The 19,660-nt window shown below is 63.1% G+C and carries 19 protein-coding genes and 1 tRNA gene; 8 read left to right on the top strand and 12 right to left on the bottom strand.

The window, feature by feature from the left end; all coding sequences use genetic code 11:
• Window positions 1–5 precede the first annotated feature (5 nt).
• The 6 genes from ACIP02_RS18935 to ACIP02_RS18910 form a co-directional block, all read right to left on the bottom strand.
• Entirely contained in the window at window positions 6–605 is a 600-nt protein-coding gene (locus ACIP02_RS18935; protein WP_400619143.1) for a 50S ribosomal protein L25/general stress protein Ctc, read from the bottom strand.
• A gap of 120 nt (window positions 606–725) precedes the next feature.
• The gene (locus ACIP02_RS18930; RefSeq protein WP_003247410.1) at window positions 726–1,667 is read right to left on the bottom strand and encodes a ribose-phosphate pyrophosphokinase; all 942 of its coding nucleotides are present in this window, start codon (window positions 1,665–1,667) and stop codon (window positions 726–728) included.
• A 48-nt stretch (window positions 1,668–1,715) separates the two neighbouring features.
• Window positions 1,716–1,790 (bottom strand) — tRNA-Gln (locus ACIP02_RS18925).
• A 21-nt stretch (window positions 1,791–1,811) separates the two neighbouring features.
• Window positions 1,812–2,672, bottom strand: a complete 861-nt coding sequence (gene ispE, locus ACIP02_RS18920) for a 4-(cytidine 5'-diphospho)-2-C-methyl-D-erythritol kinase (protein ID WP_400619140.1) — start codon at window positions 2,670–2,672, stop codon at window positions 1,812–1,814.
• A gap of 4 nt (window positions 2,673–2,676) precedes the next feature.
• Entirely contained in the window at window positions 2,677–3,294 is a 618-nt protein-coding gene (lolB, locus tag ACIP02_RS18915; protein ID WP_400619137.1) for a lipoprotein insertase outer membrane protein LolB, read from the bottom strand.
• Window positions 3,295–3,298: 4 nt separating this feature from the next.
• Entirely contained in the window at window positions 3,299–5,020 is a 1,722-nt protein-coding gene (locus ACIP02_RS18910; protein ID WP_400619135.1) for a tetratricopeptide repeat protein, read from the bottom strand.
• 547 nt (window positions 5,021–5,567) lie between these two features.
• On the opposite strand from ACIP02_RS18910, the gene hemA reads away from it, so the two are divergent.
• From hemA to ACIP02_RS18880, 6 genes are all read left to right on the top strand, one after another.
• Window positions 5,568–6,845: a glutamyl-tRNA reductase gene (gene hemA, locus ACIP02_RS18905; protein WP_012270484.1), complete on the top strand. Its 1,278-nt coding sequence runs from the start codon at window positions 5,568–5,570 to the stop codon at window positions 6,843–6,845.
• Window positions 6,842–7,924, top strand: a complete 1,083-nt coding sequence (gene prfA / locus ACIP02_RS18900; RefSeq protein ID WP_400619132.1) for a peptide chain release factor 1 — start codon at window positions 6,842–6,844, stop codon at window positions 7,922–7,924. The genes hemA and prfA overlap by 4 nt, the downstream gene beginning before the upstream one ends.
• On the top strand, window positions 7,924–8,754 hold the full coding sequence (gene prmC / locus ACIP02_RS18895; RefSeq protein WP_400619129.1) for a peptide chain release factor N(5)-glutamine methyltransferase: 831 nt from the start codon (window positions 7,924–7,926) through the stop codon (window positions 8,752–8,754). The genes prfA and prmC overlap by 1 nt, the downstream gene beginning before the upstream one ends.
• Window positions 8,748–9,503 carry a molybdopterin-synthase adenylyltransferase MoeB gene (locus tag ACIP02_RS18890; RefSeq protein WP_400619126.1) on the top strand — a complete coding sequence of 252 codons (756 nt, stop codon included), beginning with the start codon at window positions 8,748–8,750 and terminating at the stop codon, window positions 9,501–9,503. Before prmC ends, ACIP02_RS18890 begins: the two co-directional genes overlap by 7 nt.
• Window positions 9,496–10,293: a glutamate racemase gene (murI, locus tag ACIP02_RS18885; RefSeq protein WP_400619123.1), complete on the top strand. Its 798-nt coding sequence runs from the start codon at window positions 9,496–9,498 to the stop codon at window positions 10,291–10,293. Before ACIP02_RS18890 ends, murI begins: the two co-directional genes overlap by 8 nt.
• Before the next feature lie 105 nt (window positions 10,294–10,398).
• Window positions 10,399–10,917, top strand: coding sequence for an acyloxyacyl hydrolase (locus ACIP02_RS18880; RefSeq protein ID WP_400619120.1), 519 nt, complete (start codon window positions 10,399–10,401; stop codon window positions 10,915–10,917).
• A gap of 155 nt (window positions 10,918–11,072) precedes the next feature.
• Here ACIP02_RS18880 and ACIP02_RS18875 read toward each other — a convergent pair whose 3' ends face one another.
• From ACIP02_RS18875 to ACIP02_RS18855, 5 genes are all read right to left on the bottom strand, one after another.
• A complete protein-coding gene (locus ACIP02_RS18875; RefSeq protein WP_400619118.1) occupies window positions 11,073–11,777 on the bottom strand; it encodes an SDR family NAD(P)-dependent oxidoreductase in 705 nt (234 codons plus the stop codon).
• Window positions 11,778–11,792: 15 nt separating this feature from the next.
• Complete coding sequence (gene phrB, locus ACIP02_RS18870) at window positions 11,793–13,217, bottom strand: deoxyribodipyrimidine photo-lyase (protein WP_400619116.1); 1,425 nt, start codon at window positions 13,215–13,217, stop codon at window positions 11,793–11,795.
• Complete coding sequence (locus tag ACIP02_RS18865) at window positions 13,208–14,107, bottom strand: MerR family transcriptional regulator (RefSeq protein WP_400619113.1); 900 nt, start codon at window positions 14,105–14,107, stop codon at window positions 13,208–13,210. Before ACIP02_RS18865 ends, phrB begins: the two co-directional genes overlap by 10 nt.
• Entirely contained in the window at window positions 14,097–15,065 is a 969-nt protein-coding gene (locus tag ACIP02_RS18860) for a YbgA family protein (RefSeq protein WP_400619110.1), read from the bottom strand. The genes ACIP02_RS18865 and ACIP02_RS18860 overlap by 11 nt, the downstream gene beginning before the upstream one ends.
• A gap of 99 nt (window positions 15,066–15,164) precedes the next feature.
• Complete coding sequence (locus ACIP02_RS18855; RefSeq protein WP_400619107.1) at window positions 15,165–16,151, bottom strand: NAD(P)/FAD-dependent oxidoreductase; 987 nt, start codon at window positions 16,149–16,151, stop codon at window positions 15,165–15,167.
• A gap of 188 nt (window positions 16,152–16,339) precedes the next feature.
• Between ACIP02_RS18855 and ACIP02_RS18850 the strand changes: the two genes are divergently transcribed.
• Window positions 16,340–17,245, top strand: coding sequence for a TIGR01777 family oxidoreductase (locus tag ACIP02_RS18850; protein ID WP_400619104.1), 906 nt, complete (start codon window positions 16,340–16,342; stop codon window positions 17,243–17,245).
• 13 nt (window positions 17,246–17,258) lie between these two features.
• Window positions 17,259–18,272 carry a ferrochelatase gene (hemH, locus tag ACIP02_RS18845; protein WP_400619102.1) on the top strand — a complete coding sequence of 338 codons (1,014 nt, stop codon included), beginning with the start codon at window positions 17,259–17,261 and terminating at the stop codon, window positions 18,270–18,272.
• A 112-nt stretch (window positions 18,273–18,384) separates the two neighbouring features.
• Here the strand turns inward: hemH and ACIP02_RS18840 are convergent, their stop codons facing one another.
• The gene (locus ACIP02_RS18840) at window positions 18,385–19,659 is read right to left on the bottom strand and encodes a uracil-xanthine permease family protein (RefSeq protein ID WP_400619099.1); all 1,275 of its coding nucleotides are present in this window, start codon (window positions 19,657–19,659) and stop codon (window positions 18,385–18,387) included.
• Between the last annotated feature and the right edge of the window lies 1 nt (window position 19,660).

Raw genomic sequence — 19,660 nt, 5'->3', positions numbered from 1 at the left:
GTGGATTACTCGGCAGCGCCTTCTTCAGCAGCTTCGGCGGAAACGCGCGGAGCGTGAACGTTGGCAACAGCTTTGTCATCACCGTGGGCCAGAGCTACGAACTCTACGCCTTTCGGAGCTTTCAGGTCCGACAGGTGGATGATGGTGCCGATTTCAGCGTTGGCCAGGTCGACTTCGATGAACTCAGGCAGGTCTTTGGCTTCGCAGGAAACTTCGATCTGCGATTCAACGTGCGAGATCTCGCCGCCTTTCTTGACCGGTGCTTCTTCGTTGATGAAGTGCACTGGAACAACAGCGGTCAGCTTCTGGCCAGCAACGACGCGAACGAAGTCGGCGTGCATGATGAAGCCTTTGGCTGGGTGGCGCTGCATGGCCTTGACGATGACGTTCTGCTTGGCGCCGTCGACGTTCAGTTCGATAACGTGGCTGAAGGCAGCTTCGTTTTCGAACAGTTTGGCGATTTCCTTGGCCACGATGGTCAGGGATTGGGCTTCTTTATCGCCACCGTAAACTACGGCTGGGATGCTGGCGGCGTGACGCAGGCGGCGGCTCGCACCTTTCCCCAGGTCAGTACGCGCTTGGGCGTTCAGGATGAAATCAGTCATTTTACTTCTCCAAAATAGCCTCCCGAATGGCGTTTGCGACCAGCGCCAGACGGGGATGGCAAAAAAGCCCCGCCCCAACACAGGTTGGGGCGGGGCGCTTCACATCAACACGTGTTCCGCTTAGCGGAACATCGCGCTGATCGATTCTTCGTTGCTGATACGGCGGACCGCTTCAGCGACAACCGGTGCGATATCCAGCTGGCGGATACGGTCACAGGCTTGAGCAGCGGCGGACAGCGGAACGGTGTTGGTCACCACCAGCTCGTCCAGTACCGACTTCTCGATGTTCTCGATCGCGCGGCCCGACAGGACAGGGTGCGTGCAGTAGGCATAAACCTTGGCAGCGCCGTGTTCTTTCAGGGCTTTGGCCGCGTGGCACAGGGTGCCGGCGGTGTCGACCATGTCGTCTACCAGGATGCAAGTGCGCCCTTCGACGTCGCCGATGATGTGCATAACCTCGGAGTGGTTAGCCTTTTCGCGGCGTTTGTCGATGATACCCAGGTCGACGCCCAGGGACTTGGCGACGGCGCGTGCACGCACAACACCACCGATGTCCGGGGAGACGATCATCAGGTTCTCGAAACGCTGGTCTTCGATGTCGTCAACCAGTACGGGCGAGCCGTAGATGTTGTCGACGGGGATATCGAAGAAGCCTTGGATCTGGTCAGCGTGCAGGTCGACGGTGAGTACACGGTCGATACCTACGACAGTGAGCATGTCAGCAACCACTTTGGCGCTGATGGCTACACGTGCCGAACGCGGACGGCGGTCCTGGCGGGCATATCCGAAGTAAGGAATCACGGCGGTGATTCGGGATGCTGAGGAGCGGCGGAAGGCGTCAGCCATCACTACCAGTTCCATCAGGTTATCGTTGGTCGGGGCACAGGTCGGCTGAATAATGAAAACGTCTTTACCACGAACATTTTCATTGATCTCAGTACTGATCTCACCGTCGGAGAATTTACCGACAGAGACGTCACCGAGAGGGATATGCAGCTGACGTACGACACGCCGAGCCAGATCGGGGTTAGCGTTCCCCGTAAAGACCATCATCTTGGACACGCGCAGTACCTGAAGGCTGAGGGTATACCTGGATGAGTATAAGGAAAATGGCAGGGGCGGCTGGATTCGAACCAACGCATGGCAGGATCAAAACCTGCTGCCTTACCGCTTGGCGACGCCCCTGTATCTGTTGCTTGCGAACGCTTATGCGCTCGACTTCTTGACCAGACTTTGCAGCTCGCGATGCAACATCGAAATATTGCTTCCTTTCGCAACAAACCCTGTTTGGGTCGCTGAAAGAAGGGCCAGAACTTTATCAGCTTCGGCTTTGCTTGGGAAGGCCCCAAACACACAACTTCCAGTGCCAGTTAGTCGAGCCTCAGTGAATTTTCCCAGTGAATTCAACGCATTGCGAACTTCCGGGTAATTCTGCTCTACCACTGGTTGGCAGTCATTTCGACTGTTTCCCTTGGGAACGGGGCGCATCTTAAGGGGGAGTGAATCACGTGTCAACTGCGGATGTGAAAAAATTTCTACTGTGCTGACAGACACTTGCGGCACCAGCACGACATACCAGGGCTCGATCGGGTTGACCGGGGTCAGTTGCTCGCCCACGCCCTGGGCGAACGCTGCATGGCCGCGCACGAACACCGGCACGTCGGCGCCCAGGCTCAGGCCCAGTGCGGCCAGGCGGTCTTCGTCCCAGCCCAGCTGCCACAGGTGGGCGAGGGCCAGCAGGGTAGTCGCGGCATCCGAACTGCCGCCACCGATACCGCCACCCATTGGCAGCACTTTGGTCAGCCAGATGTCGGCGCCAAGCGTGGTGCCGGATTGTTCCTGCAGCTTGCGCGCGGCCCGCACGATAAGGTTGCTGTCGTGCGGTACGGCCTCGATCTCGGTGTGCAGGCGGATCACACCATCGTCACGCAGGGCGAAACTTAGCTCGTCGGCGTGGTCGAGAAACTGGAACACAGTTTCCAGCTCGTGGTAGCCGTCGGCGCGGCGACCGATGATGTGCAGCCACAGGTTGAGCTTGGCCGGGGCCGGCAGGGTGAGCTTTTGCATGGGGTCAGTGCCCCAGCTGGCGGGGCTGCCAGTCCTTGACCACCAGGGTCACGTCCAGGTCCTTGCCGTGCAGCTTCAGGCGCTCGGGCAGCCAGTAGCCGTTCTGCTCGGTGTAGCTCAGGTACTGCACCTGCCAGCCGTCCTGGTCAAGGCTGGCCAGGCGGCTGTCGCCGTCCAGGGTCAGCTTGCTCTTGCTATCAGGGGCGGGCAGGCCGCGCACCCACCAGACCAGGTGCGAGACCGGCAGTTTCCAGCCTAGTTGTTCTTCCAGCAGGGCTTCGGGGCTAGTGGCTTCGTAGCGGCCCTGGTTGGCCACTTCCAGTACCACGCCGCCGGGGCGGCCGGTCAGGCGTGCGGCGCCACGGCCCAGCGGGCCGGCAAGGCGAATGTCGTAGTAGTCCTGGCGTTGCAGCCAGAACAGCGTGCCGCTGCCGGAGTCGCGCGGGGCGCGGATGCCGACCTTGCCGTTGATCTGCCAGCCATCGAGGCTGCTCAACTGCTCTTTATGGGCGCGCCACTGCTGCGGGTCGCCTTGGCCCTGCAGGGCCTCACGGCTACCGAAGCCGGCACAGCCGGCCAGCAGGGCGATCAGGGTGAAGGTGATGCAATGGCGCAGAAGCATGGCGTTAAAGGGTCTCGGATCCGGTCAGGCGCAGGAGGGTTTTGCGCAGAATGGGGCTGTCGGGCTGGGCTTCGAAGCCCTTGGCCCAGGTCTGGCGGGCTTCGCGGCGCTTGCCGTTGGCCCACAGCACTTCGCCCAGGTGAGCAGCCACTTCGTGGTCGGGGAAGTTGGCAAAGGCCTGGCGCAGGTAGGTTTCAGCCGCGTCGAGGTTGCCCTGGCGATAGTTGACCCAGCCCAGGCTGTCGAGCACCGCCGGGTCGTCCGGGGTCAACTGGTGGGCTTTGTCGATCAGCGCCTGGGCTTCGGCATAGCGGGTGGTGCGGTCAGCCAGGGTGTAACCCAGGGCGTTCAGGGCCATGGCGTTTTCCGGCTCGCGGGCGATGATGGCACGCAGGTCTTTTTCCATTTGCGCCAGGTCGTCGCGCTTCTCGGCCAGCATGGCGCGCGTGTAAAGCAGGTTGAGGTCGTCCGGGTAGCGCTGGATGGCTTGCTGCAGCACCTGGCTGGCCTGGGCATCCTTGTTGTTGTTGCTGTAGCTTTCGGATTCAATCAGGTACAGCTGGATGGCGTAGTCCGGCTGTGCTTCGCGGGCTTCGGCGAGCAGCCGCGAGGCCTCGCTGCTGCGGCCGTTGGCGATCAGGATGTCGGCCTGGCGCAGTTGCGCCGCCAGGTAGTCAGGGCCGGGGCCGACCAGGGCGTATTCACGCAGAGCGCCTGCAGGGTCGTGGCGCTCTTCGCGTATGCGGCCGAGGTTGAGGTGTGCGGCGTCGACGTTGCTGTCGCGCTCGACCAGTTCTTGCAGATAACCTTCGGCTTCGTCCCAGTCCTTGTTTTCCAGGCACACCAAGGCCAGCGAGTAGCGCAGCTCGTCATCATCGGGGTATTGCTGGACCAGGCTGAAGAACTCGGCCTTGGCGTCGGCGATGCGGTCCTGTTCGACCAGGGTGCGAGCGTAAGTCAGGCGCAGGCGCTTGTCGTCCGGGTTGTCACGAATGGCCTTGCGCAGCAGCGGCAGGGCCTCCGGGCCACGGTCAAGGGCCTGCAGCAGGCGGGCGCGCAGCAGTATCGGGGCGATTTCGCCGTTTTGCGGCGGGTTTGACTCCAGCAGCTCCAGGGCTTCTTCGGTCTTGCCGTCCTGGTTCAGCAGCAGGGCCTTGCCGAACACCAGCTGGCCGTTATCCGGGTATTTCACCAGCAGGCGCTCGAAGCTTTGCAGCAGGCCGTCGCGGGTGCTCTGGTCGGTTTCGGCGGCAGACAGAGCCAGGAAATCGAAGTGGGTGTCGCCCTGGCCCTGCAGCACCTTTTCCATGTAGGCCATGGCGTCGTCATAACGGCCAGCGCGGGCCAGCTGGATGGCAGCGGCGCGCTGGGCGTCGAGGTTTTGTGGGTCATTGCGGGCCCAGACCAGGGCGTTATCCAGTGCTGGCTCGTCGGCGCCGAGGTATTCGGCTATGCGGTAGGCGCGTTCGGAGACCCCGGGGTCCTGGGTTTTTGCAGCCTGGTCGGTGTAGTTGGCCAGGGCGATGTCGAAGCGGTTGCGCTGGCCGGCCAGCTCCGCGACCAGCAGGCTATAAAGTGTGTCCTGCTTGAACGAGCCATACACCACGGGCTTTTCCGCCTCGCCTTTGCCAGCTTCGGCGACGGGAGGCTCGTCCTTTTGCGGGGCGAGGCTCTGGCAGCCCTGGAGCAGGGCGAAGGCAAGCAGCAATGCGTATGGTTTGTTCATAGAAGGCTTATTGGAGGACTCACCGGCGGTCGGAGCATGATGACACAAGCGCGGTGGCAAACCCACCTGTGCTGTGCCTGGTTAACTGCGACCTTGGCGGGGGGGAAGGGTTCCGGAGATGTTGGATGTGCGGGGTGCCTGGGTTGGAGATGTGGTGGGTGTGCCAAGTGCCTGGCTTGGCAGGTGTGGCGCCTGAGAGATCGAGCGCCGCCCGCGCGGCGCTTCGCGGCACAAGGCCGCTCCCACATCTGTTTCGGGCCAGTCTCTTCTGTGGCTTCACCTTTTTCCGCCTTGTTTGTTCTCTTCGTCATTGAGGGTTGCACACCTGCTCTTCTGCGACCTCCTGTCATGCGCCAAGGGTGCGCGCGCCTCTGTCACAGGAGTAATTGGCCCGAAACAGATGTGGGAGCGGCCTTGTGCCGCGAAGCGCCGCGCGGGCGGCGCTCGATCTCTCAGGCGCCATAACTTCATCGGCATACACGGTGGTTGTCCTAAAACCTGCGAAAGAGGACAATTATCGGCTTCCCGTCACAACCAGCGACCTTGCATGGCCTTTCTTGCACTTGGTATCAACCATAAGACTGCCTCGGTAGACGTACGCGAGCGCGTGGCGTTTACCCCAGAGCAGCTGGTAGACGCCCTGCAGCAGCTCTGCCGACTGACGTCCAGCCGCGAAGCGGCGATCCTGTCGACGTGCAACCGCAGTGAGCTCTATATAGAGCAGGACCACCTGTCCGCCGACGCGGTGCTGCAATGGCTGGCCGATTACCACCGCCTCAGCCTCGACGAGCTGCGCGCCAGTGCCTATGTGCACGAAGAGCACGACGCCGTGAAGCACATGATGCGCGTCGCCTCCGGCCTCGACTCGCTGGTCCTCGGCGAGCCGCAGATCCTCGGCCAGATGAAGTCCGCCTATGCCGTCGCCCGCGAGGCCGGTACCGTCGGGCCGCTGCTCGGGCGCCTGTTCCAGGCAACCTTCAGCGCCGCCAAGCAGGTACGTACCGACACCGCCATCGGCGAAAACCCGGTGTCGGTGGCGTTTGCCGCAGTCAGCCTGGCCAAGCAGATCTTCGCCGACCTGGGCCGTAGCCAGGCCCTGCTGATCGGTGCCGGCGAAACCATTACCCTGGTCGCCCGCCACCTGCATGAGCAGGGCGTACGCCGCATCGTCGTCGCCAACCGCACCCTGGAACGTGCCAGCATCCTCGCCGAGCAGTTCGGTGCACATGCCGTGCTACTGGCCGACATCCCTCAGGAACTGGCCAACAGCGATATCGTCATCAGCTCCACCGCCAGCCAGCTACCTATCCTCGGCAAGGGCGCGGTCGAGAGCGCGCTGAAACAGCGCCGGCACAAGCCGATCTTCATGGTCGACATCGCTGTGCCACGCGATATCGAAACCGAAGTGGGCGAGCTGGACGACGTATACCTGTACACCGTCGATGACCTGCACGACGTGGTGGCGGAAAACCTCAAGAGCCGTCAGGGCGCGGCACAAGCCGCCGAAGAACTGGTGACAGTAGGGGCTGAAGACTTCATGCTGCGCCTGCGCGAGCTGGCGGCGGTGGACGTGCTCAAGGCCTATCGCCAGCAAAGCGAGCGCCTGCGCGACGAAGAACTGCAAAAAGCCCAGCGCCTGCTGGCCAACGGCGGCAACCCCGAAGACGTACTGGCCCAACTGGCCCGGGGGCTCACCAACAAACTTCTGCATGCGCCCAGCGTGCAGCTGAAAAAGCTCTCGGCCGAGGGGCGCGTCGATGCGCTGGCCATGGCCCAGGAACTCTTTGCCCTCAACGAGGGCTCGACGGACAAATCCCCGCAATGAAAGCGTCGCTGCTGAACAAACTGGAAATCCTCCAGGACCGCTTCGAAGAACTCACCGCCCTGCTCGGTGATGCCGAGGTCATTTCCGACCAGACGCGCTTTCGCGCCTATTCCCGCGAATACGCCGAAGTAGAGCCGGTCTACGCTGCTTATAAAGAGTGGCGCAAAGTCCAGGACGACCTTGAAGGTGCCCAGGCGCTACTCAAGGACAGCGACCCGGACCTGCGCGAAATGGCCGTGGAAGAAGTGCGTGAAGCCAAGGAGCAACTGCTGACGCTGGAGGCAAACCTGCAGCGCATGCTGCTGCCCAAAGACCCCAACGACGGCCGCAACGTGTTCCTCGAAATCCGCGCCGGTACCGGTGGTGACGAGGCTGCAATCTTCTCCGGCGACCTGTTCCGCATGTATTCGCGCTACGCCGAAAAACGCGGCTGGCGCCTGGAAATCCTGTCCGAGAACGAAGGCGAGCACGGCGGCTACAAGGAAATCATCGCCCGCGTCGAGGGTGAGAACGTCTATGGCAAGCTCAAGTTCGAGTCCGGCGCGCACCGCGTACAGCGTGTGCCCGAGACCGAATCCCAGGGCCGTGTCCACACGTCTGCCTGCACGGTGGCGGTACTGCCCGAGCCGGACGAACAGGCCGCCATCGAAATCAACCCGGCCGACCTGCGCGTTGACACTTATCGCGCATCCGGTGCCGGGGGCCAGCACGTCAACAAGACCGACTCAGCCATCCGCATTACCCACTTGCCCACCGGCATAGTGGTGGAGTGCCAGGAAGAGCGGTCGCAGCACAAGAACCGCGCCCGCGCCATGTCCTGGCTGTCGGCCAAGCTCAACGACATGCAGACCAGCGCTGCGCAGAACGCCATTGCCAGCGAGCGTAAGCTGCTGGTGGGCTCCGGCGACCGCTCCGAGCGCATCCGCACCTACAATTATCCACAGGGCCGGGTGACTGACCACCGTATCAACCTGACCTTGTACTCCCTGGACGACATCCTCAGCGGTGGCGTGGAGGCGGTCATCGAACCGCTGTTGGCCGAATACCAGGCCGATCAACTGGCCGCCCTGGGGGACTGATGACCATTATCGCCAGCCTGCTGCGCAACGCGCAGCTGCCCGAATCGCCCTCCGAGCGCCTGGACGCCGAACTGCTGCTGGCCGCGGCCATCGGCAAGTCGCGCAGCTACCTGCACACCTGGCCCGAGCGTATTGTCAGTAGCGAAGATGCCCAGACCTACGCGGGCTACTTGCAGCGCCGCCGTGGCGGCGAGCCGGTGGCTTATATCCTCGGCCAGCAGGGTTTCTGGAAGATCGACCTGGAAGTCGCACCGCATACGCTGATCCCACGGCCGGATACCGAGCTGCTGGTCGAAACAGCCCTTGAACTGCAACCTGCCTCGCCAGCCAAGGTCCTCGACCTGGGCACCGGCACGGGCGCTATCGCCCTGGCCCTGGCCAGCGAGCGCCCGGCCTGGCAGGTAACAGCGGTTGACCGGGTGGAGGAGGCCGCGGCCCTGGCCGAGCGCAACCGTCAGCGCCTGGGCCTGGGCAACGCCCAGGTGCGGGTCAGCCACTGGTTCGACAGCCTGGCCACTGAGCGTTTCGACCTGATTGTCAGCAACCCGCCCTATATCGCTGCTGCAGACCCCCACCTGGTGGCGGGCGATGTGCGCTTCGAACCCAGCAGTGCGTTGGTGGCCGGTGCCGATGGCCTGGACGACCTGCGCGTGATCGCCGCCCAGGCCCCCGCGCATCTGTTGCCGGGTGGCTGGCTGTTGCTGGAGCACGGCTACGATCAAGCCGCAGCGGTACGCGCGCTGCTGGCCGAGCAAGGCTTTGTCGAGGTCGCCAGCCGTACCGACCTGGGCGGCCATGAACGTATTACCCTGGGGCGTCTGCCATGCTGAGTGATCAGGAACTGCTGCGTTACAGCCGTCAGGTGCTGCTGGCCCAGATCGACATCGATGGCCAGCTGCGGCTCAAGCACAGCAAGGCGCTGATCGTCGGGTTGGGTGGGCTGGGCTCGCCGGTTGCCCTGTACCTGGCCGCTGCCGGGGTCGGCGAGCTGCACCTGGCCGACTTTGACACCGTCGACTTGACCAACCTGCAGCGCCAGGTAATCCATGACAGCGCCAGCGTCGGCATGAGCAAGGTTGACTCGGCCCTGCAACGGCTGGAGGCAATCAACCCGGAAATCACCCTGGTTGCGCACCGCCAGGCACTGGACGAAGACTCGCTGGCAGCCGCCGTGGCAGCGGTCGACCTGGTACTGGACTGTTCCGACAATTTTTCCACCCGCGAGGCGGTCAACGCTGCCTGTGTCGCTGCCGGCAAACCACTGGTCAGTGGCGCGGCAATCCGCCTGGAAGGGCAATTGTCGGTGTTCGACCCGCGCCGCGACTACAGCCCTTGCTACCACTGCCTGTACGGGCATGGCAGCGAAGCCGAGCTGACCTGCAGCGAGGCCGGTGTGATCGGCCCGCTGGTGGGTCTGGTGGGCAGCCTGCAGGCGCTGGAAGCGATGAAACTGCTGGCCGGGTTCGGTGAGCCGCTGGTCGGCCGCCTGCTGTTGATCGACGCCCTTGGCACCCGTATTCGAGAGCTACGGGTCAAACGCGACCCGGCTTGCGCGGTCTGTGGCAAACGCGATGGCTGAGCGCTCGGCGCCGGTCGGCGTGATGGACTCAGGGGTCGGCGGCTTGTCGGTACTCGCCGAGATCCAGCGCCTGCTGCCCAACGAGACGCTGCTGTACGTGGGCGATTGCGGCCACATACCTTATGGCGAGAAGTCGCCAGACTATATCCGTGAGCGCTGCCGACGCATTGCCGGGTTTTTCCACGAGCAAGGCGCCAAGGCCCTGGTATTGGCCTGCAACACCGCCACCGTAGCGGCGGCGGCTGACCTGCGTGAACTGTACCCGAACTGGCCGTTGGTGGGGATGGAGCCCGCAGTGAAGCCAGCAGCGGCAGCAACCCGTTCCGGCGTGGTGGGAGTGCTGGCGACCACCGGCACCTTGCAGAGCGCCAAGTTCGCCGCATTGCTCGACCGCTTCGCCAGTGACGTCCAGGTGATCACCCAGCCTTGCCCGGGGCTGGTCGAGCTGATCGAAACCGGTGACCTGGGTAGCCCGGCGCTGTACCAGATGCTGCTGGGCTATGTGCAGCCGCTGCTGGCCGCCGGCTGTGACACACTGATCCTCGGTTGCACCCATTACCCCTTCCTGCGCCCGCTGCTGGCCGGCATGGTGCCTGCGGACGTCGCCATCATCGACACCGGTGCTGCCGTGGCGCGTCAACTCCAACGGCTATTGGGCGCAAGTGACCTGCTGGCCGACGGCCCGGCGCGGGACACCCGCTTCTGGACCAGCGCCGATCCGCAATCTCTCAGAAAAATCCTACCTGTGCTGTGGCATAAGTCCGACGATGTGCAAAGCTTTGCGTTGTGAAAAAAACGTGAAAAAAGCTGAACTATCGTCCCACTGCCGCTTTCTACCGCTTTGCCTGAGATGAGGCGGACACTAATAACAGCATCAGGAAGAAGGATGTTTCTCATGAAGAAACTGCTGGGCTTGGCGGCAGCTGCCGTCTTTGGGTTGGGGCAAGCGGTATCGGCGCAGGCGGCCGATGTTTCGTTTTCGGTAGGCCAGACCGGTGACTCGACCATGGTCTATCGGCTGGGGTTGCAATCGAACTGGGACGCGAGCTGGTGGCAGACCAGTGTCGGGCGCGTGACGGGCTACTGGGACGGCGCGTACACCTATTGGGATGGCGACGAGACCTCGAGCAACCATAGCCTGTCGTTCGCACCCGTGTTCGTCTATGAATTTGCCGGGGAATCAGTGAAGCCCTACATCGAGGCGGGGATTGGTGTGGCGGCATTCTCCAGCACCAAGCTGGAAAGCAACGACCTGGGCTCGGCCTTCCAGTTCGAAGACCGCATCGGCTTCGGTCTGCGCTTTGCCGGCGGGCATGAGATTGGCGTGCGGGCGATTCACTATTCCAACGCGGGTATCAAGCAGCCCAATGATGGCGTGGAAAGCTACAGCCTGCATTACCGCATGGCGCTTTGAGTCAGCAGAATCAGTTTATTGCCCTGTAGGAGCGGCCTCGCGTCGCGATCGGGCTGCAAAGCAGCCCCAGCAATACTTGCCTTGGTGCTGAAACCCTGGGGCCGCTTTGCGGCCCGATCGCGACGCAAGGCCGCTCCTACAGGGGGCATGACATGTCAGTTATCTCGGTGGAAAGGCCAGAGGCTGCTGACGTCCAAGGTTTCCAGCACCAACTCTGGCTCCCCCAGCGGCCAGCGGTGCAGCAACTCTGCTGCTGCACTCTCCGGTGTCCATGCCTCCGGTATCGCCGGCGCCGACGTCACCGGTGTTTTCAGCGACTGCGGCCCCACCACCGTCAACGTAACCCCATGCGCTTTAAGCGTGTTGCGCTGCTCGCGCAACCACTGGGGAATATTGTTCCATCCCGCAGTCGTCTGGGTCGGCGCATACAGCTGCAACGCCGAGTAGCGGTTGAACACCGCCATCACCTGCGGCGAATCACCTTTGGCCAGCAACGGCAACGCACTGGCCAGGCAGTATTCGGCAGCCAGCTGGTTGCTGGTGACGATCGCCTCAATCAGCTCACTGTCGGCCACATCGTCAGCCAGGTAGTCACTGGTACCGGCGTTGATGACCAACCCGTCCAGCCCACACCAGGCATGACAGATCTGTTGGGCGGCACTCGCCGCCTGCTGTTCTTCATGCAAGTGCCACGGCAAGCGCAACAACAGGCTGCCGTGCTTCGCTACCAATCCCTCAAGCGCCCGGTCATCCTTGCCACTAACGGCAACCCGATGCCCTTGCTCCAGCATCCGTTCTACCAAAGCCAAGCCTAGTCCATTGCTTGCGCCCGTAACCCAAAACCTGCGTGAGTTAGTCAAGACGTTGTTCCCCTGTTACTGCCGGCGTGGCAAGCCTTTGAAGGCCTCCAGTGCACGCTGGCGACTGCTGCTGAGATCGACCATTGGACTTGGATACAAGCTATTACCAAAAAGGTCATTCGACTTCACGGGTTGGTGAACTGTTTTTTCATCAAGCGCCTGTAATTCCGGCACCCAGTGGCGAATGAAGCGCCCCTCCGGGTCGAACCGCTGCGACTGCGATACCGGGTTGAAGATACGGAAATAGGGCACCGCGTCGGTGCCGGTAGACGCGCTCCACTGCCACCCGCCGTTATTGGCAGCCAGGTCGCCGTCTATCAGGTGGCGCATGAAATGCCGCTCACCCTTGCGCCAGTCGATCAGCAGGTTCTTGCTGAGGAACATGGCCACGACCATGCGCAGGCGGTTGTGCATCCAGCCTGTGTGCAACAGTTGGCGCATGGCGGCATCGATGATCGGGAAGCCGGTACGGCCCTGTTCCCACGCCTGCAGGTCTGCTGGAGCGTCACGCCAGGGCAGCGCCTCGGTATGGGCGCGGAAAGCGCGATGGCGCGAGACCTGTGGATAACCCTGCAGGATGTGTTTGTAGAATTCGCGCCAGAGCAGTTCGTTGATCCAGGTCTGCACGCCGGTGCTGCCGCTGTCGAATTCGCCGCGGTTGCTGGCCAGGGCGCCATGCAGGCACTGGCGCGGCGAGATCACGCCGGCCGCCAGGTAGGCGGAAAGCTGGCTGGTGCCGGGCTGTGCCGGCAGGTCGCGCAACTGCTGGTAGTCGTCGATGGTTTCGTCGAGAAAGCGCGACAGCCGCCCCTGCGCCTCGGCTTCGCCCGCCGGCCAATGCTCGCGCACGGCAGGCGCGGTTTTTTCGAACCCCTCGATGTGGGGGGGGATCGGGTCGCTGTCGATCTGGAGCGGTGCCTGGCGCTTCACTCGATGGGCCAGCGCAGGCAGGCTGCGGTGCAGGTGTTCCAGGCAGGTCTTCTTGAACTGGCTGAACACCTGGAAGTAGTCGCCACTGCGGGTCAGGATGGTGCCCGGGCGGAAGAACAACTGGTCGAGGTGGCTGTGGGCCTGGATTGACGACTTTTCCAGCAGCGCGCGGGTAGCATCGTCGCGCTGTTGTTCGTTAATGCCGTACTCCTCGTTCCAGTGCACGCTCTGCACATGATGCTGACGACAGACATCAAGCACCGCCTGGGGCGCCTGGGCCCAGGTATCGACCTTGCGGATCAGCAACGGGATGTTCAGTTTTTCCAGCGATTGACGTAGATCGCGCAGGTTGCGCAACCAGAAGTCGACTTTGCAGTCGGCATCGTCGTGGGCCTGCCATTGCCCTGGGCTGACCAGCCACAGGGCCAAGGTCGGGCCGCGCTCGGCCGCAGCGCTGAGCGCGGTGTTGTCATCAATGCGCAGGTCACTGCGCAGCCAGGTCAGGTGCATGGGGCATTTATCTCTACAGGCTGGCGGTCATGGGCTTGAAGCAAGCGCAATGCCGCCTGCGGGGTATCGAACAGGAAAAGTTCGGGCAACTGCGCTTGCTTCAGGGTGGCTTCATACAGGGCAACCATGTTGCCGCCCAGCAGCTTCGGGCCTGGTACGCCCTGCAGGGTGCGCAGCAGCGCCTTGTCGTCGATGCGCGCCCCCAGGTGCAGGAGCACGGCGCGTGGTTTGAAGGTGCTGATGGCGCTGAGCAGTTGCGGGCCGCTGACAGGTTGCTCGAGCACCTCCACCGGGAAGCCATTGCCAGTGAACAACCAAGCGCACAACCACAGCCCGGGGCTGAAGGTGCGCTCGCTGTCTTCGGCCAGTAACACAGGGGGACCTTGCAGCAACTGGTTGTCGTGGTACACGCGGGCGCCGAGCTTGCTGCGCAGCCAACTGTGGAAAAACACCTGCTCCAGCCGCGCATTGAAGTAGTTGTGCCAGCGCAGGTCGAGCAGGTCGAGCAACGGCAGCAGCAACTGCTCACAGAGGGTGACGGCGGGGTACAGGGCCATGGCCTGATTGAGCTGTTGGTCGAGGGTGCGCTGTGACAGGTTGGCGATGGCTTCGACCAGTTGCAATTGCCGGGTCTGCCAATCGCCCTTGGGCGGTGTGCTGGCTGGCTTGTCGAGCAGCTCGCGTACCTGGCCGACGGACGCGCCACGCTGCAGCCAGGCCAGGATCGCCTCGACCCGTGCGACCTGTTCCTGCGGGTACAGGCGATGCCCCTTTGCGGTGCGCTGGGGTTTGAGCAAACCATAACGGCGCTCCCATGCGCGCAGCGTGACAGGGTTCACGCCAGTGCGCCGTGCCAGTTCGCCGATGGGCAGCAGCGCTTCAGACGGCATTGCGCAGGCCCAGGCTTTCAGGGTGTGGCTGCAGGTAGGCCTGCTGTTGCAGGTACGGGTCGGGGTGCTTGCGCAAATGGTGCTTGAGCAGGGTCAACGGCACCACCAGCGGTACCACGCCCTGCTGGTACTGGCCGATGATCGTTTGCAGCTCGGCCTTGTCCTGCGGTGTGAGGGCATCCTTGAAATAGCCGCTGAGGTGCTGCAGCACATTGCAGTGGGTGCCACGGCTGGCACAACGGCGCAGCGCCTGCATCAACTGGCTGAAGTAATGCGGGCCGAGGGTGTGCGGGTCGGCGTCCTTGCCCATGCTGCCAAGCAGGCGCCCGAGGGTGCGATACGCCAGGGGGTTGTTGGCCATCAACAGGTATTTGTAGCGCGAGTGGAAACGCACCAGGGCACCACGGCTGAGCCCTTCGGCCAGCAGGCGTTGCCAGTCGGCGTAGGCATACACACGGCTGATGAAGTTCTCGCGCAGCACGGGATCATGCAGGCGGCCTTCCTCTTCAACCGGCAGGTCCGGGCGCAGTGCGCAGAACGCCTGGGCATAAACCCCGCGGCCACCGTGCAGGGCAGGGTGGCCATTGTCCTGATACACCTTGACCCGCTCAAGGCCACAGGAGGGGGATTTCTGCATGAAGATGTAGCCGCAGATGTCGTCGAGCTGGCTGGCCATCTGCTCGCCATAGGTGCGTAGCGGACCGGTCAGGTCCGTATCCGGTTTGCGGGTGCCGACCACTTGCGGTTGTTCAGGGTTGCCGACCAGGCGGATCGGGTCGCGTGGCACGCCTAGGCCGATGGCCACTTCCGGGCACACCGGTAACCATTCGAAGTGTTCTTCCAGTTGCAAACGGCACAGGTCGGAAGCTTTGTGGCCGCCGTTGTAGCGCACGCTGTGCCCGGTCAGGCAGGCGCTGATGGCAATACGCGGCTTGATGTGAGCGGACGGGTCGTGCATGGCTGCCTCCGGAAACCTGTACGTGACTAAAATCTTGTACAGGTTTATTCCAGCACAGCGCTGACGTTATGCAAACCCCTTTTTTTGTATAGCGCTACATCACTCCAGGTGTTCGAGCAGCCGCCGTGCCGCTTCCTGACCACTTAGCCAGGCACCTTCGACACGCCCGGACAGGCACCAGTCACCGCAGGCGTACAGGCCTTGGTCGGCATCGGCCAGCGCACCCCATTCATGGACGGCGCTGGGGCGGGCGTACAGCCAGCGATGGGCCAAGGCAAAGGTGGGGGCCGGTACCACGCAGCCAACAAGTTCGGCAAACTCGCCCCACAGCTGCTCAATCACTTCTTCCTTGGGCAGGTCGATGTGCTGCCGGCTCCAGTCCGACGTAGCGTGCAGTACCCAGGTGTCGAGTTGCTCGTCACGGCCGGGCTTGCTGCGGTTGCGGGCCAACCAGTCCAGCGGGTTGTCCTGTACGAAGCAGCCTTGCATCGGCGTGTCCAGTGCTGCCTGGAATGCCAGGGCAACGGCCCAGGTAGGCTCCATTTGCACACCGGCAGCCACCGCCGCCAGTTTCGGGGTGGCGGCCAGCAAAGGCGTGGCCTGGGGGGCCGGTACGGCAATCACTACGCGGCTGTAGGGGCCGTGGCTGCAGCCATCGGTGTCCTGTAGGTGCCAGTACTGCTTGCCGCGGAACACCTCGGCGATGCGGCAGCCGAAGTTGACCGTCACGTCCTTGAGCAAGCCGCGGGTGATGGCGCTCATGCGGGGTACGCCGACCCAGCGTGTCTGCTCGTCGGGGGAGGGGCTGAGGGTGCCACCGTGGTAGTTGTACAGCTGTGGTTTCCACTGTTCGGCCCAGCCGGCAGTGACCCATTGCTGCACTTGTTCGACAAAGCGCCGGTCTCGGGCGGTGAAGTACTGGGCGCCGAGGTCGAGCGCACCGGCCTCGCTGCGCTTGCTGGCCATGCGCCCGCCACTGCCGTGGCCTTTGTCGAACAAATGCACGGATTGCCCGGCCTTCTGCAAGGCCTGGGCGGCTGACAAGCCGGCGATACCGGCCCCGATGATGGCAATAGGTACTGTCATGATGGCCTCTTCAAACCTTGCTGTGAGCAGACTACGCTGTCAGGCAAACCTGTACAATGCACAAATTTTGTATAAGGTTATTCCCTGTTAACGGGTAGGTTGGCCTATTGTTTATCCGAGAGCGTCGGGTCAAAAAAGTGCCTTGTTGTTAAAAATAGACCACCGCCGCATTCTGCGAGGACACACCTATGCATATATTGCTGACAGGCGGCACCGGGTTGATTGGCAAGCACCTGTGCCGGTACTGGCTCGGCCAGGGCCATCGGCTGACGGTGTGGAGCCGGCGACCTGAGCAGGTGCCGAAAATGTGCGGTGCGGGCGTACGTGGCATCGCCCGCCTGGAGCAACTGGAGGCTGACGATCACCTCGATGCGGTCGTCAACCTGGCGGGCGCTCCGATTGCCGAGCGGCCCTGGACGGCAGCCCGGCGCAACCTGCTGTGGGCCAGCCGTATCACGCTTACTGAGCAGTTGCTGGCCTGGCTGGGTACCCGTGAGCAGCGCCCGGAGGTGTTGATATCCGGCTCGGCAGTGGGTTGGTACGGTGATGGTGGCGAGCGTGAGCTGACCGAGGCCGCAGCGCCCGTGCGTGAAGATTTCGCCAGCCAGCTGTGCATTGCCTGGGAAGAAACGGCACAGCGCTCCCAGGCCCAGGGCATCCGCGTGGTGCTGGTGCGTACCGGGTTGGTGCTGGCCAGCGATGGCGGCTTTTTGTCGCGCTTGCGTGTGCCCTTCAAACTGGGGCTGGGCGGGCCGTTGGGCAATGGTCGGCAGTGGATGCCGTGGGTCCATATAGACGACCAGATCGCCCTGATTGATTTTCTCTTGCAGCACAAGGATGCCAGCGGTCCTTATAATGCCTGCGCGCCCGAGCCCGTGCGCAACCGCGAGTTTGCCCGGTGCCTGGGCCGCGCCCTGCATCGGCCGGCGCTGCTGCCGGTGCCGGCACTGTTGCTCAAGGCTGGCCTGGGCGAGCTGTCGACCTTGTTGCTGGGCGGCCAGCGGGCGCGCCCGGTACGCTTGCTGGCGGCAGGCTTCACGTTCCGCTTCAACGATCTGCAATCGGCTCTGGACGATTTGTCCAACCGCCTCTGACATAGGACGCTGCATGACTGATCACGCCCTGCTGCTGGTCAACCTGGGTTCCCCGGCTTCCGCTTCGGTGGCCGATGTACGCCGCTACCTCAACCAGTTCCTCATGGACCCCTATGTGGTCGACCTGCCGTGGCCGGTGCGGCGCCTGCTGGTATCGCTGATCTTGATCAAGCGCCCGGAACAGTCCGCACATGCGTATGGCTCGATCTGGTGGGAGGAGGGCTCGCCACTGGTGGTGCTGACCCGTCGGTTGCAGGCCGCGATGGTCGGGCACTGGCCACATGGCCCGGTGGAGATTGCCATGCGTTATGGCCAGCCAGCCTTGCCCGAGGTGCTGGAGCGCCTGGCAGCGCAAGGCGTGCGCAAGGTGACCCTGGCGCCGCTTTATCCACAGTTCGCCGACAGCACGGTGACCACTGTAGTGGAGTTGGCAAAGCAGACCATCAGCCAGCGCCAGCTGCCGTTGCAGATGCGCGTGCTGCAACCGTTCTATGAACATCCGGATTACATCGAAGCATTGGTGGCCAGCGCCAGGCCTTACCTTGAGCAGGACTACGACCACTTGCTGCTGAGCTTCCATGGGTTGCCGGAACGGCACCTGAAGAAACTGTACCCGACCGGCAAGCATGACCTGCGCGCAGCGGACTGTTGCAAGGACGCCAGTGCCGAGGTGCGGGCGGTGTGTTATCGCGGGCAGTGCCTGGCCACGGCCAAAGCGTTCGCGCAACAAATGGGCATACCGGACGGCAAGTGGTCGGTATCGTTCCAGTCGCGGCTTGGGCGTGACAAGTGGATCGAACCCTACACTGAAACGCGGCTGGACGAGCTGGCCAAGGCGGGGGTGAAGAAGCTGATGGTGATGTGCCCGGCATTTGTTGCCGATTGCATCGAGACCCTGGAAGAGATCGGCATGCGCGGTAGCGAGCAGTTTGTCGAGGCCGGCGGGCGGGAGCTGGTGCTGGTGCCGTGCCTGAATGATCACCCTGAGTGGGTGAGGGTGTTGGCGGAGATGTGCGAGAAGGCCTGATACAGGTTGCCTGTACCGGCCTCTTCGCGGGTAAACCCGCTCCTACATGGTTCGCGCAGTCGTTGTAGGAGCGGGTTCACCCGCGAAGAGGCCGGTACAGGTTACAGGCGGCTCAAGGCAGCAGATCATCCTGCTGCTTGTGCTTCCAGCCATCATTGCCCGGCAAGATCAGGTTCAGCGCAATCGCGACGATGGCGCACAGGGCGATACCCTTCAGGCCCCAGTCATCCGGGCCATCACCGCTGCCGATCAGCACACCCCCGATACCGAACACCAAGGTCACCGAAACGATCACCAGGTTGCGTGCCTCGGCGAGGTCGATCTTGTGGCGGATCATGGTGTTCATGCCCACCGCGGCAATGGAGCCGAACAGCAGGCACAGGATGCCGCCCATCACCGGTACCGGAATGCTCTGCAGCAGCGCGCCGAACTTGCCGATGAACGCCAGGGTGATGGCGAATACCGCCGCCCAGGTCATGATCTTCGGGTTGTAGTTCTTGGTCAGCATCACCGCACCGGTCACTTCGGCGTAGGTGGTGTTGGGCGGGCCGCCGAACAGGCCGGCTGCGGTGGTGGCCAGGCCGTCACCCAGCAGGGTGCGGTGCAGGCCGGGCTTTTTCAGGTAGTCACGGCCCGTGACGCTGCCAACCGCAATCACCCCGCCGATGTGCTCGATCGCCGGTGCCAGGGCTACCGGGACGATGAACAGGATGGCCTGCCAGTTGAACGCTGGCGCGGTGAAATTGGGGATCTCCAGCCACGGTGCTGCAGCAATCTTCGCGGTGTCGACCACGCCAAAGGCGAATGACAGGGCAAAGCCCACCAACACCCCAGAGATGATCGGTACCAGGCGGAAGATGCCTTTGCCGAACACGGCGACGATCAACGTCGTCAGCAGCGCCGGCATGGAAATCAGCATGGCGGTCTTGTAGGGCATCAGCGCAGCGCCGTCACCCCCCTTGCCCATCGCCATGTTGGCGGCGATCGGCGCCATGGCCAGGCCGATGGAGATGATCACCGGGCCGATGACCACCGGCGGCAACATGCGGTCGATGAAGCCGGTGCCCTTGATTTTCACCATCAGGCCCATGAAGGTGTACACGAAGCCTGCGGCCATCACGCCGCCCATGGTCTCGGCCAGGCCGAACTGGCCCTTGGCGAGAATGATCGGGGTGATGAAGGCAAAGCTCGATGCCAGGAACACCGGTACCTGACGGCCGGTGACCAGCTGGAACAGCAAGGTGCCGATGCCGGCGGTGAACAGCGCGACGTTCGGGTCGAGGCCGGTGATCAGGGGCATCAGCACCAGCGCGCCGAATGCCACGAAGAGCATCTGCGCGCCCGAAACGACCTGGCGCCAGAGCGGGTCGTTGAAGCCGTCCTGCATG

Source organism: Pseudomonas sp. NPDC089408, assembly GCF_044749445.1.
Lineage (GTDB): Bacteria > Pseudomonadota > Gammaproteobacteria > Pseudomonadales > Pseudomonadaceae > Aquipseudomonas.
This window is presented reverse-complemented; position numbering and strand designations above follow the sequence as displayed.